This window comes from Allorhizocola rhizosphaerae, from assembly GCF_003426775.1.
In the GTDB taxonomy this organism is placed as follows: Bacteria; Actinomycetota; Actinomycetes; order Mycobacteriales; family Micromonosporaceae; genus Allorhizocola; species Allorhizocola rhizosphaerae.
This window is the reverse complement of record NZ_QJUG01000026.1, coordinates 1-12,881: the sequence shown is the minus strand read 5'-3', so window position 1 is coordinate 12,881 and position 12,881 is coordinate 1. Positions and strand designations below refer to the sequence as shown.

Annotated in this window: 15 protein-coding genes; 9 read left to right on the top strand and 6 right to left on the bottom strand. The window is 66.6% G+C overall.

Features of this window, described 5'->3' with window-relative positions:
* Positions 1-53 precede the first annotated feature (53 nt).
* The 5 genes from DM816_RS07605 (at position 54) to DM816_RS07580 (ending at position 3,529) form a co-directional block, all read left to right on the top strand.
* Positions 54-641: a hypothetical protein gene (locus DM816_RS07605; RefSeq protein ID WP_162907209.1), complete on the top strand. Its 588-nt coding sequence runs from the start codon at positions 54-56 to the stop codon at positions 639-641.
* A gap of 600 nt (positions 642-1,241) precedes the next feature.
* Positions 1,242-1,949, top strand: a complete 708-nt coding sequence (locus DM816_RS07595) for a hypothetical protein (RefSeq protein ID WP_117209436.1) — start codon at positions 1,242-1,244, stop codon at positions 1,947-1,949.
* A gap of 107 nt (positions 1,950-2,056) precedes the next feature.
* Complete coding sequence (locus DM816_RS07590) at positions 2,057-2,497, top strand: NUDIX hydrolase (RefSeq protein ID WP_117209435.1); 441 nt, start codon at positions 2,057-2,059, stop codon at positions 2,495-2,497.
* A 64-nt stretch (positions 2,498-2,561) separates the two neighbouring features.
* Entirely contained in the window at positions 2,562-2,999 is a 438-nt protein-coding gene (locus DM816_RS07585) for an NUDIX hydrolase (protein WP_117209434.1), read from the top strand.
* Positions 2,996-3,529 carry a GNAT family N-acetyltransferase gene (locus tag DM816_RS07580; RefSeq protein WP_117209433.1) on the top strand — a complete coding sequence of 178 codons (534 nt, stop codon included), beginning with the start codon at positions 2,996-2,998 and terminating at the stop codon, positions 3,527-3,529. The genes DM816_RS07585 and DM816_RS07580 overlap by 4 nt, the downstream gene beginning before the upstream one ends.
* 141 nt (positions 3,530-3,670) lie before the next feature.
* Here DM816_RS07580 and DM816_RS07575 read toward each other — a convergent pair whose 3' ends face one another.
* Positions 3,671-4,978 carry an L-serine ammonia-lyase gene (locus tag DM816_RS07575; RefSeq protein ID WP_117209432.1) on the bottom strand — a complete coding sequence of 436 codons (1,308 nt, stop codon included), beginning with the start codon at positions 4,976-4,978 and terminating at the stop codon, positions 3,671-3,673.
* Between the two features lie 14 nt (positions 4,979-4,992).
* Positions 4,993-5,682: a DUF4230 domain-containing protein gene (locus tag DM816_RS07570; protein ID WP_117209431.1), complete on the bottom strand. Its 690-nt coding sequence runs from the start codon at positions 5,680-5,682 to the stop codon at positions 4,993-4,995.
* Between the two features lie 30 nt (positions 5,683-5,712).
* Here DM816_RS07570 and DM816_RS07565 point away from each other — a divergent pair, with 30 nt between their 5' ends.
* Positions 5,713-6,864, top strand: a complete 1,152-nt coding sequence (locus DM816_RS07565; protein WP_117209430.1) for an acyl-CoA dehydrogenase family protein — start codon at positions 5,713-5,715, stop codon at positions 6,862-6,864.
* Here the strand turns inward: DM816_RS07565 and DM816_RS07560 are convergent.
* From DM816_RS07560 to pdxH, 4 genes are read right to left on the bottom strand one after another with little or no spacing between them, the layout of a single operon-like run.
* Complete coding sequence (locus DM816_RS07560; RefSeq protein WP_117209429.1) at positions 6,861-7,154, bottom strand: type II toxin-antitoxin system VapB family antitoxin; 294 nt, start codon at positions 7,152-7,154, stop codon at positions 6,861-6,863. The two genes, DM816_RS07565 and DM816_RS07560, sit on opposite strands and share 4 nt — an antisense overlap.
* Before the next feature lie 36 nt (positions 7,155-7,190).
* A complete protein-coding gene (locus DM816_RS07555) occupies positions 7,191-7,811 on the bottom strand; it encodes a nitroreductase family protein (RefSeq protein ID WP_117209428.1) in 621 nt (206 codons plus the stop codon).
* A gap of 1 nt (position 7,812) precedes the next feature.
* Positions 7,813-8,757 (bottom strand): aldose 1-epimerase family protein, encoded by a 945-nt coding sequence (locus DM816_RS07550; protein ID WP_117209427.1) that lies wholly within the window; start codon positions 8,755-8,757, stop codon positions 7,813-7,815.
* 19 nt (positions 8,758-8,776) lie between these two features.
* On the bottom strand, positions 8,777-9,433 hold the full coding sequence (gene pdxH, locus DM816_RS07545) for a pyridoxamine 5'-phosphate oxidase (protein ID WP_425455222.1): 657 nt from the start codon (positions 9,431-9,433) through the stop codon (positions 8,777-8,779).
* Positions 9,434-9,542: 109 nt separating this feature from the next.
* On the opposite strand from pdxH, the gene DM816_RS07540 reads away from it, so the two are divergent.
* The 3 genes from DM816_RS07540 to sepH all read left to right on the top strand — a co-directional run.
* The gene (locus DM816_RS07540) at positions 9,543-10,649 is read left to right on the top strand and encodes a citrate synthase 2 (protein WP_117209472.1); all 1,107 of its coding nucleotides are present in this window, start codon (positions 9,543-9,545) and stop codon (positions 10,647-10,649) included.
* Positions 10,650-10,721: 72 nt separating this feature from the next.
* Positions 10,722-11,843: a phosphoserine transaminase gene (serC, locus tag DM816_RS07535; RefSeq protein ID WP_117209426.1), complete on the top strand. Its 1,122-nt coding sequence runs from the start codon at positions 10,722-10,724 to the stop codon at positions 11,841-11,843.
* 261 nt (positions 11,844-12,104) lie between these two features.
* The coding region (gene sepH / locus DM816_RS07530) for a septation protein SepH (RefSeq protein ID WP_162907208.1) at positions 12,105-12,881 on the top strand (777 nt) is incomplete at its 3' end.

The following is a 12,881-nucleotide window of genomic DNA, read 5'->3' as shown; positions in this document are numbered from 1 at the left end:
TTGCCGAACTGGATGGCGGTGAGCCACCTCAGTAGGCATGCTTTCGTGGTGGGATGGGACTGGAGCTGGGAGTTGCGCCTTCGGGCCAACCGGCCGATAGAGGGGTGGTCAACGACGTCATTGAGCTGGCTCGCAAGCACGGCTTCTCTACCCGAAACCCCTTGGGCACCATAACCGTCTTCAATGGAGAAGAGCATCTATTTCTCAACGAGGATGGCGAAGCGATCGCGGGTGTCGCCGCCGGCATCCATCACCTAACTCTCTGGAGCAGTGATGTTGATAGCTTCCTCTACTGCCAACGGGAGCCAGACCGGGTCGGCGATGGAATCACCGTCACCTGGTATCTGGACTCCGCGTGGACCTATCGCAAGGGCCGGCCGAAGATGCCAGCCGACGAGTTTCGACGCTTGTATCAGCAAAGGACCGCGATGTGGGTTGACGGAGCGGAGTCGCTTGACGTCATGCATGGCCGCATCGCTGACGAGTCATTGCTCGAAAGGTCTGGGATCGGGCCGGTGTTTTTGACCAAAGCATGGCGCCCGGCACATGGCCGTCCTGGCTGGGGTGGTCAACCTACCTCGGTCCAGATCTCACACGAGCCCTACCATCCCTTCCGCTGCCTGAGATCACCCCATACGTGAAACGCACTCCAGGCGGCGGACAACTCATTACACTCCTCGACGACCCTGCCGCAGTCGATGAGAAACGCTATTGGCACCTGCACAAACGTTGGTTGACGGCTGGCGCATCGACCGGTGAATGCAGCGGTGAGATATCGCCACAGGATCGAGCGGCTACCCGATAGGACAATCGCATACGGCTGAGGTCGGCAGCGGTCCGGCTGCGCCAAATGCGTGCAATGGTCTTGGACAAACGCTGATCGTGTCAGCCACCCGTACAGGTAGCGGCAATGCCGGGGGGCGTATGGATCCTGTTTCCTAAGCCAGCGCCGCTATTCGATCGCTATCCGGAACAGAATATGTTCAGGGACGAACAGCACGGCCGCCGTCGACGAGCTGAAGGCCTTCGAACACAGCGAAATCCTCAAAATCCTTGACGTTAAAGGTAATCAGCGGGATTCCACGCGTGATGCACACTGCGGCTATCCACGAATCATTAACTGGCCGCGGCCGACCGCGCTTCTGGGCCCTTGCCTCGATATAGCCCCAGGTGATCGGGACACGGCTTCGCCGCATCGCACAAAGCATCGCTGTATTTGGCTGCCGTCGTTCTTCTGGATCGTGGGCGCGTTGCTGGTGTTTGACGTCTATTCGCCGGTGAATCTCCTCATGGCCAATTATCTGATCGGCACGGACAACTCTCGCGCGGAGTGGCACTTCTGGTTCCTGGAGGTGCTCATCTACTACCTGGTCATTTGTGCAGCCGTGCTGAGCACGCCGTGGGGTGCCCGGCTGGAACGGCGGTATCCGTTCGCGCTCCCGGCAAGTTTGATGATGTCCGGTCCCGTGATGGCCTTTGGCTTCAGCCTTCATTCTCCAACGCAATATGATCCGAGAACCATCGTCATGTTGTTCTGGGTCTTTGCCACCGGTTGGGCAGCCGCGCGGGCCACCAAGGTGTGGCATCGGCTCGTTGTGTCACTGGCGATCGTCTTGACGGTGCCTGAGTTCTTCCTGTCACGCGAGCGCACGCTGGTGATCATCGCTGGCCTGCTCCTTCTGGTATGGGTGAAGACCGTGCCGAGCATCCGCTTGGTCAATATCGCGGTCGGCACTGTTGCCAGCGCGTCGCTGTTCATCTATGTAATGCATTGGCAGGTCTTCTCGCGCCTGGAGCAGCGTGGTATGGCTGGCGTGTCAGTCTTGCTGGCCTGTGTGGTGATAGGCATCGCCTATAGCGAGGCATTTCGGCGCATCCAGAACTCCAGTCTCTTGGCGCATTGGCGACGACGGCGCTCCCAAGATGCTGCGCAAGCGGCCCTGCCTTGAGCAGCGAGGTCGCGTCGGCGTGGAGAAACGTTTCGCATGACGGGGCTCTTGCGCACACGGATGGAGGATGGTATCCATAATCGACCTAATCGATTCTGGAGGCATCCATGGATCTGCGCTACCGCCACTCCGTGAGTGTGGTCGCGGTCGTCACCGACGAACTGGGGCGGGTATTGGTGATGAAGCGCGTCGACAACGGGGAATGGCAGCTGCCCGGCGGGGTTCTCCGCCAGGACGAGACCCTCGGGCAGGGGCTGATCCGGGAGGTACGCGAGGAGACCGGGGTGCAGGTGCGGCCGGGCCTACTCACCGGGGTGTACAAGAACATGAAGCTCGGTGTGGTCGCGCTGGTGTTCCGGGCCGACATGGTGGGCGGGGAGGCGCACCGGACGGCGCGGTCGGAGGACGTTGCGTGGTGGACCAGGGAGCAGGTCGCCGAACTGATGACGCCCGCCTTCGCGCTACGGATCCTGGACGCGCTATTGGATTCCGACGTGCCCAGCGTCCGTCATCACGATGGCGTGAAACTGCTTGACCCGATTCCCTGATCGGGCAATCAACCGCGCGGATGGGTTAGCGTTGGCCCAGCTGACCAGGACAAGGAGAACCTCGATGTACGAGCCGAGCCGCCACTCGGTGAGTGTGGCCGCCGTGGTGACCGACCGATTAGGACACGTGCTGGTGATTAAGCGGCGCGACAACGGGGCCTGGCAGGTGCCCGGCGGAGTGCTGGAGCTGGGCGAGACCATCGAGCACGGCCTGAGCCGCGAAGTGCTTGAGGAGACCGGGATTTCGGTGCGGCCCACCCGCCTGACCGGAGTCTACAAGAACATGGCCCACGGCATCGTGACCATCGTGATGCACGCCGAACCCGTTGCGGGCCAAGCATGTCCGACCGACGAGGCGGCCGAGGTAGCCTGGTGGACACCGCAGCAGGCGATGTCCGAAATGAGCGAGGCGTTCGCCGTGCGCGTGCGGGACGCACTGCACGCGGGCATACATCCCGCCATCCGGCATCATGACGGGACCAATCTAGTGTTGCTGTCGTGACCCCTGTTGGCCGCCTGGCGACCCGCGAAGACCTGCCCGAGCTGCGCACCCTGATCACCGAGGCGATCGACGAGCTACAGCACGGCTTCCTCGATCCCGCGCAGATCCGCGCCAGCCACGCGATTATGGGCCTGGACACCCAACTGATCGAGGACCAAACCTACTTCGTGGTCGAACTCGACGGGCGGATCGCCGGCTGTGGCGGTTGGAGCCGGCGTGCCACCCTGTACGGCGGCGACCAGTCGGCCGGCCGCGACGCGCGATTGCTCGACCCCGCAACCGAACCCGCGAAGATCCGCGCGATGTACACCCATCCCGCGTTCACCCGGCGCGGCGTGGGCCGAGCCGTGCTCTCGCTTTGCGAGACCGCCGCCGCGGCCGAAGGATTCACCGTGCTCGAACTCATGGCGACGATGGCAGGCCAGCCGCTGTATGCCGCCGCAGGCTTCACCTTCGTCGAGCAGGTGCTCGAATCATCGAGCGGAGTCACGATCCCGCTCGCGCGCATGCGCAAGACATTACGGCGATGACACCACATCCTTGTACGCCCGCAGCGCATCGCTCATCGCGCTCCCGGCTGCGCAGGACGCCGCGATGCCCCCCAAACACCGCTGGCCATGCTGGCCCCCATGGCCTCACGGTAGCCACCATCCGGAAGCCACCCCGGCGTTTCAGCACTCGATGACGTTGACCGCGAGGCCGCCGCGCGCAGTCTCCTTGTATTTGACTTTCATGTCGGCGCCGGTCTCGCGCATCGTCTTGATGACCTTGTCGAGCGACACAAAATGATTGCCGTCGCCGCGCAGGGCCATGCGGGCGGCCGTGATGGCCTTGATGCTCGCGACCGCGTTGCGCTCGATGCACGGGATCTGCACCAGGCCGCCCACGGGGTCGCACGTCAGGCCGAGATTGTGCTCCATCGCGATTTCCGCGGCGTTTTCGACCTGTGCCGGAGTGCCGCCCAGCACCTCGGTCAGCCCGGCCGCGGCCATCGAGCACGCGGAGCCCACCTCGCCCTGGCATCCGACCTCGGCCCCGCTGATCGACGCGTTCTCCTTGAACAGCACACCGATCGCGCCTGCCGTGAGCAGGAACCGCACCACGCCCGCGTCCGAGGCGCCGGGCACGAAGCGGGCGTAATAGTGCAACACCGCCGGGATGATGCCCGCCGCGCCGTTGGTCGGGGCCGTCACGACGCGCCCGCCGGCCGCGTTCTCCTCGTTTACCGCCAAGGCGAACAGGGTCACCCAATCCATGACTCGCAACGGATCCGTGGCGAAATGCTCCGACTCCAGCTGCCGCTTCAGCGACACCGCCCGCCGCGCGACGCGCAGGCCGCCCGGGAGCGTGCCCTCGGTCGTGCACCCGGCCTGCACGCACTCCTGCATGACCTGCCAGATGTGCAGCAGCCCATTGGTCACGTCTTGCGAAGACCGCCAGGCCAGCTCGTTGGCCAGCATGACCTCGCTGATCGGCAATCCGTGCGAGAGCAGCTCCGCGCCCGTCTTGAACGGATATCTCACCGCCGTGTCGTCGGTTTTGAGCTGGCCCGTCACGTCATCGACCACGAACCCGCCGCCGACGGAGTAGTACGTGCGCTCCCGAATGCAGGCCCCGCCCCCGTCCAAGGCCGTGAAAATCATGCCATTTGGGTGGTACGGCAGCGTGCGCCGCTTGTGCAGGATGAGCTCGACATTCAGCTCCCGCCGGATCTCGGCGACCCGCTCGTTGACGCCGGCGGTGTCGACGGTCTCCGGCTCCTCCCCGCCAAGCCCCAGATAGACGGCGTTTTCGCTGCCGTGCCCGTGCCCGGTCGCGCCCAGCGAGCCGAACAGCTCGGCCCGGATCAGCGCCACGTCGACCAGCCGCCCGTCGGCCTTGAGTCCGGCCACGAACCGGTTGGCGGCGCGCATCGGCCCGACCGTGTGCGAGCTGGACGGCCCGATGCCCACCTTGAACAGATCGAAGACGCTGATCACCGGACCAGCCTAGCCTAGCTGCCGTTTTGGAACGTCACGACGATGATCGTGTAGCCCAGCGAGCGGAGGATGCCCTCCAGCGTCTTGCGCGTGTTTTCCTGCGCCCGCGTGGTCAGCGTGCTCGCCGCCGCCGCGGCCTTGATGCGTTCGTTGGCGACCAGCAACGTCTCGCGCTGCCGGTTGGCGTCGCCGTCGAAGAAGTCGCCGATCTTGTTGAACAGGCCGCGCTCCTCGGCGAACACGTAGCTGCGATCGATGTCCAGCTTGGGGTCGGCCAGCTGCGGCGCGGGCAATATGATCTCCACGGACTTGCGGTCGGCCGACTCCTTGATCTTGTCGTCGGTCAGGCCGCTGAAGTCGACGTATGCCTCGACCGTCCCGGCCGCCACGAACAGCGTGCGCTGGTTGATCAGCCAGTCGGGCACATACTTGCGATCCTTCTTGAGGTCGATGACCACCTCGAAGTTGCCCTCGGCCGCGACAAACCGGGCCAAGTCTTTGATCGACAACAGGATCGGCGGCTGGCTGCGATCGGTCGTCTGCTCGGGGAACGGGTTCGCGAACGGATTCTTCAGCCACGGGACCAGGTTGACCGCGCTCACTCCGATGAGCATCGCGCCCACCAGGCCCACGATCAGCAGGGTCCAGAACACACGCCGCCCGAAGTTGCGGCGCTCACGCAACACCTTGGTGGGTTCGGTCATGGCGACTACCGTAAGGCTAACCTGCTACACATGAACACCCTGGATCTCCTCGGCCTCGATGACCTGCACTCCGATGAGGAGCGTCAGATCCGTGACGTGGTCAGGCGGCTGGTGGATCAACGGGTCCGCCCGTTCGTGCGCCAGTGGTACGAACATGGACATGCCCCGATCCGCGAGCTCGCAAACGAGTTCGGCAACATCGGCTTGCTGGGCATGCATCTCGAAGGCTATGGCTGCGCCGGGGCGAGCGCGGTCTCCTACGGCCTGGCGTGCATGGAGCTGGAGGCGGCCGACTCGGGTGTGCGATCGCTGGTCAGCGTGCAGGGGTCGCTGGCCATGTATGCGATCTGGCGGTACGGCTCCGAAGAGCAGAAGCAGCAATGGCTTCCGGGCATGGCGAAGGGTCAATACATCGGCTGTTTCGGCCTGACCGAGCCCGATCACGGCTCCGATCCGGCGTCCATGTCCACAAGGGCCTATCGAAACGGCGACGACTGGGTGCTGCACGGCGGCAAGATGTGGATCACGAACGCGCCCGTCGCCGATCTCGCCGTCGTCTGGGCCCGCACCGAGGAGGGCATCCGGGGCTTCATCGTGCCGATGGGCACGCCCGGCGTGAGCGTTCGCGAGATCGATAACAAGCTGTCGCTGCGGGCCAGCTCGACCGGCGAGATCGGCCTGGACGACGTGCGCCTGCCCTACGACGCGGTGCTCCCTTCCATAAAAGGGCTGAAAGGCCCGCTCAGCTGCCTGACCGAGGCCCGCTACGGCATCATCTGGGGGTCACTCGGGGCGGCACGCGACTGCCTGGAGACCGCGATCGACTACGCCCGCACTCGCACCCAGTTCGGCCGGCCGATCGGCGGATTCCAGCTGACTCAGGCCAAGCTCGCCGACATGTCCCTCGAATTCTTCAAGGGGTACCTGCTGGCGTTGCACATCGGCAGGCAGGAGCACCGCACGCCGGAGATGGTCAGCGCCGGCAAGCTCAACAACGTGCGCGAGGCCCTGGCCATCGCGCGCACGTGCCGCACGATCCTTGGCGCCAATGGGATTTCGGGCGAGTACCCGGTGCTGCGCCACGCCAACAACCTGGAGAGCGTGCTGACCTACGAGGGCACGTCAGAAATCCACCAGCTGGTCATCGGCGCCAAGCTCACCGGCCTGTCGGCCTTCAGCTAGCTCATCACGAGCACGCGCACGTGGATCTGGTGGCGCTGCTGCAGCGCCGCCCGCAGCGCGCGGTGCAGCCCGTCCTCCAGGTAAAGCTCGCCCTTCCACTCCACCACGTGCGGGAACAGATCGCCGTAGAACGTGGAGTCGGTCGCGAGCACGCGATCCAGGCCGAGCTCGAGCTTGGTCGTCACCAACTGGTCCAAGCGCACCGGGCGCGGTGGGATCTCGGCCCACTGCTTGAGCGTGTAACCGTGATCAGGGTAGGGGCGCCCGTCCCTCACCGCTTTGAAGATCAAGTTCCCCCCTTAACCGGCTGCTCTCCCGTGTCGGACCTATGACAGCCTATCCGGCGCCCTCCAGTGCCCGAAATGAACGACTTCGTCCAATGGACGCCGCCCCCTATGGGATGACCCACGGATATTGTCCTCTGCCGGGTAGCCGACCGAGACCGCCCCGACCGGAGTGTATTCAGCGGGCACGCCGAACGCCGCCTTGAAGTCGGCCAATTGCTCCGGCATGATCCCGAAAAAGCACGCCCCCAGCCCCTCGTCGACCGCGGTCAGCAGCATCATCAGCGCGGCCATGCCGGTGTCGATGTCCCAGTACGGCACGGGCCAGCGGGCCTCGCTACGGTCGGTCCAGCCCTTGTCGGCCTCCGCATAGCGATCCAGATATGCCGACTTGTTCGACAGCGCGACGATGATCAGTGGTGCGGTGCGCATGCCCTCCAGCCACTTCGCCAGCACCCGTCGCCGGCCGGCCGTCGCAGTCCAGAACAGCTCGCGCTCCTGCGGGGTCCGCAGCACCAGAAACGCCCAGCCCTGCGAGTAACCGGCCGACGGGGCCCGTGTCGCGTGCTTGAGCAGCCGCTGCACGACCTCCTCCGGCACGGCACGGTCGGGGTCGTAGCGCCGGACCATCCTGCGCCGCCGCACGACATCACGAAACTCCATATCAGGCAAGCCTTTCGAGCAGGTTCGTCGCGCCGGCGTGCTGCACCCTGCCGATCCCCCACTCGCCAGCCCACTCCTCGCCCGGCTGCAGCGTGATCAGGTCGCGCCCGGAGCGCAACGCGTCGGGCGGGCACGTCATCGGCTCGATCGCGAGCGCGCGCCGCCGCCTCTCGCCCCGCAGCGACTCCCCCGTGAACAACTGCCACCACTTGAACGCCCCGTCGGCCCACACCACGATGCCCCGCCCATCGGGCGCGGTCAATGTTACGGCGGCCCGACCGGTGCCGTCCCGCGACAGCTCACCGAAGGCCGTGTTCAGCTCAGTCGTGCCGATCCGCCGGGGCGTCGAGTAGTCGTAATCGCCCCCGGCCACCTTGGCGGCGCCGATCGGCAGCTGGCGGCCGTCGACGAGCAGCCTCGTGCGCGCCTGAAAAGACAATTCAAGGTCGTTTAGTGGTACCCCCGGAATGCGCACATATGGATGGGTGCCCAATCCGAACGGCACGGGGCAGCCGCTCAGATTCCGCGCGGTGTGCCGCACCGTCAGTCCACTTTGGTCAATGCTGTATTTGGCGCGCAGCAACAACTCCCACGGGTAGCCCGGCTGCGGGTGCAACCGGTGCCACACGGTCACCGAGTCGTCGGCGACCTCCTCGGCGTGCCAGCTCGACCAGCGCACCAGACCGTGCAGCGCGTTGTGCAGGCTGGGCTCCGAAAGCGGTACCTGATAAGACTCCCCCTCGAACCGGAACGCACCGTCGCGTAGCCGGTTGGGCCACGGCGCCAGGATCTGCCCGGCCGAGCCGGGACAAAGCTCGTCCTCGCCGTAACCGTCGACAATCTCCTCGCCGCCGGCCGCGTAGGTCCGCAGACCACCGCCGACCTCGACTATCACCGCGGTCTGGTCGCCCCGCCGGATGGTCCATTGCGCTCCACTGGCTGCCACGACGGGAACCCTATATGTTCTAGGGCGCTAACCGCTCCACCTTCCATCCGGCATCGATTCTCCGGTAGCGCAGGCGATCGTGCAGCCGGTTGCGCCGGCCCTGCCAAAACTCCACCTCGTCGGGCACGACCCGCAGCCCACCCCAGTTGTCGGGCAGCGGCACCTCATCCGGGAAGCGCTCGCTCACCCGCTCGAACTCGGCGTCAAGCGCGGCCCGGTCGGGCAGCACGTGGGACTGGGCGCTCGCCCACGCGCCGAGGCGGGACTCGCGCGGGCGCAAGGCGAAGTAGGCCGCGCTCTGCTCCCGGCTCACCCGCTCGACCCGGCCAACGACCACCACCTGGCGGTGCATCGCAAACCACGGGAACACCAGGCTGGCCTGCGGGTTCGCCGCTGCCTCGCGCCCCTTGCGGGAGTCGTAATTGGTGTAGAACACCAGCCCGTGCTCGTCGAACTCCTTGAGCAGCACCGAACGGGCGCTCGGCCGCCCGTCGGGGGTCGCCGTGGCCACGATCATCGCGTTCGGCTCGGGCAGCCCGAAGCCCACGGCCTCGGCCATCCACCGGCTGAACTGCGCGATCCAGTCGGGCGCGAGGTCGGCTTCGGACAGCCCACCCTCGTACTCCTGACGCATCCGCCACAGATGGATCGGGCCGCTCCCCGGTGTGCTACTCATCACGCCATCATCTTGTACACGGCTTCATGGATGGCGAACGGGCGGTTGGCGCGGCAAGATGTGCTCGAAACACTGCGCGAGTCAACGTCGATGAACACCAGGAGTGAAGATGTCCGACTTCAAGCCGGGCCTTGAGGGCGTCACAGCCTTCGAAACCGAGATCGCCGAGCCCGACAAGGAGGGCGGCTCGCTTCGCTATCGGGGTGTGGACATCGAAGACCTGATCGGGCAGGTCTCGTTCGGCAACGTGTGGGCGCTGCTCGCGGACGGCAAGTTCGGGCCGGGGCTCCCGCCCGCCGAGCCGTTCCCGGTGCCGGTGCACTCGGGCGACATCCGCGTCGACGTGCAGTCCGCGGTCGCCATGCTCGCGCCCTACTGGGGTCTGGGGCAGCTGCTCGACATCTCCGATGACCAGGCCCGGGAGGACCTGGCGCGGGTCTCCGTGACCGCGCTTTCGTTCGTCGCGCAGTCGGCGCGCGGGCTGGGGCTGCCGGCCGTACCGCAAAAAGAGATTGATAAGGCTTCGACGATCGTCGAGCGATTCATGAAGCGCTGGCGCGGGGAGCCCGACCCGAGGCACGTCAAGGCCGTCGATGCTTACTTCATCTCGGCCGCCGAGCACGGGCTCAACGCCTCGACCTTCACCGCGCGGATCGCCGCATCGACGGGCGCCGACGTGGCGGCGTGCATCTCGTCGGCCATCGGCTCGCTGTCCGGCCCGTTGCACGGCGGGGCGCCGTCGCGCGTGCTGCACATGATCGAGGGTGTGGAGCGCTCGGGCGACCCGGAGGGTTACGTCAAGGGCGTGCTCGACCGGGGCGAGCGGCTGATGGGCTTTGGTCACCGCATCTATCGGGCCGAGGACCCGCGCGCCCGAGTGCTGCGCCGCACGGCCAAGGAGCTGGGCGCACCCCGGTTCGAGGTGGCCGAGGCGCTGGAGAAGGCCGCGTTGGCCGAGTTGCGCGCCCGCCGACCCGATCGGGTGCTCGAAACCAACGTCGAGTTCTGGTCAGCGGTCGTGCTCGACTTCGCCGAGGTGCCGGCGCACATGTTCACGTCGATGTTCACCTGCGCCCGGGTGGCCGGCTGGTCGGCGCACATCCTGGAGCAGAAGAAGCTGCAGCGCCTGGTCCGCCCGGCCGCGCGCTACGTCGGCCACGGCCCCCGCAAGCCCGCCGAAGTCGAAGGCTGGAACTCCATCCCCCACGGGTTGTGAGTGTTCACCGTCACGGTCCAATGGCTGGGGCGGGGTGCGGATCATGCTCGGTTGACGTGAAAAGATGCGGGCATGGCTGAACCGCTTCGCATACCCGCTGAGCTCCTGCCCACCGATGGTCGCTTCGGCTGCGGCCCGTCCAAGGTGAGCTCGTCGGCGGTGGAGGCGCTGGGCAATGCGGCCCCGGGCTTCCTCGGCACATCCCACCGGCAGAAGCCGGTCAAAGATCAGGTGGCGCGGCTGCGACGCGGGCTGTCCGAGTTCTTCTCCCTGCCCGAGGGCTACGAGGTGGTGCTGGGCAACGGCGGCACGACCGCGTTCTGGGAGGTCGCCGCGTTTTCGCTGATCCGCGACCGGGCCCAGCTCGCGACGTTCGGCGAGTTCGGGGCGAAATTCGCCAAGGCGGTCAAGGACGCGCCGTTCCTTGGCGAGCCCACCGTGCGCAAGGGTGAGCCGGGCGCGGCCGCGTTTCTGGTGGCCGAGGGCGGCGTGGACACCTATGCCGTACCACATAATGAGACCTCGACCGGTGTCGCGGTGCCGGTGCAGCGGGTGGAGGGTGCCGATTCGGGCGCGTTGATGCTGCACGACGCGACGTCGGCAGCGGGTGGGTTGGCCGTCGAGCTGACTCAGAGCGATGTGTATTACTTCGCGCCGCAGAAGTGTTTCGCCTCGGACGGTGGGCTGTGGATCGCGTTGCTCTCGCCCGCGGCGATCGCGCGGGCTGAGGAGATCAAGGGCTCGGGTCGCTACATTCCGGCGTTTCTCGATCTGGTGACGGCGATCGAAAATTCGCGGCTGGAGCAGACGCTCAACACGCCCGCGCTGGCCACGGTGTTCCTCGCGGCCGAGCAGACCGACTGGATGAACGAGCGGGGCGGGCTCGGCTGGGCGGTGCGCCGCACGGCCGAGAGCGCTGAGATCATCTACGGCTGGGCGGAGAAGTCGTCCTATGCCACGCCGTTCGTGTCTGATCCCGGGCTGCGCTCCAACGTCGTCGCGACGATCGACTTCACCGACGAGGTCGACGCGGCGGCACTGGCGAAGACGTTGCGCGCCAACGGGATCGTGGACACCGAGCCATACCGCAAGCTGGGCCGCAACCAGCTGCGCGTCGCGCTCTACCCTGCCGTTGATCCGGCAGATGTGGCCGCGCTCACGGCCTGCATCGATTACGTGATCGAACGGGCCTAGACCCGAATCGTCGAGCTCCGCTCGGGCGAAGCCGTGCTCCTGGCGCAAGTGAGACCGGGCGCACAGCGAACCGAAGCGAGCTCACCGCCGCCCCTTCTACAGCGGCGCAATGTCCGTGGCGGCTGATCCGGGCTCACTTGCTGGGGGAAAGACGGCGTGGCGGGTGCCATATTCGGCGCTCGCCACGTACGGTGTCACGGAGGAACGTCACGCCGTGGGCAATCCCCCGTCCGCGGCTGAGCCGAGGGGATGGAGGACAGCGTGCGACCAGTACGGTTCGTTGCCCTGTCCGAGGACGGTCAGGCGCTCGTGCTCGCGGACGAGGTCGGCCGGCTGCTCTCCCTGCCCATCGACGAGCGGGTCAGCGGCGCACTCGACCCCAACCGGGCTCCCGGTTCGGGCACGGTCACGATCGCCGCGGTGGCGTTCGACGCCAACAACAACCTTTCGCCGCGCGACATCCAGGCCCGCATCCGCAGTGGTGAGAGCGCCGACGACGTCGCGCGCATCGCCGGTGTGCCGGTCGACCGGGTGCTGCGCTACGCGGGGCCGGTGCTGCAGGAGCGGGCGATGCTCGCCCAGCACGCGCGCCGCACGCGGCTGAAGACTTCGGAGAAGGGCACGACCCTGGCCGATGTCGTGGACGGCCGGTTGGCGCAGCACGGCATCGATACCGAAAAGATCTCTTGGGATGCATACCGGAGAGAGGACGGCACCTGGCGGGTCGTGGCCACATGGCCGTCCGGCAAGGCCACGGCGCAGGCGGTGTGGGAGCTCGACCGCAACCGGCAGTCCGTCACGCCCCACGACGACATGGCGCAATACCTGTGCGCCGAGCGGCCCACGCAGATCCTCGGCCAGGACCCGACCGCGGGCCAAGGCCCGGTGGTCAGCCGCAGCGGGCGCGACCTCGGCGGCCACGGCCTGCCCACACCGTCCGACGCGAGCCGGCGGCCCAGCCGCGACCCGATCCGGGCCGGGCGTGACGCGCTGATCGCGGCGATGGACCGCCCACTGGGCAGCGGCCCCGGGCGCGGG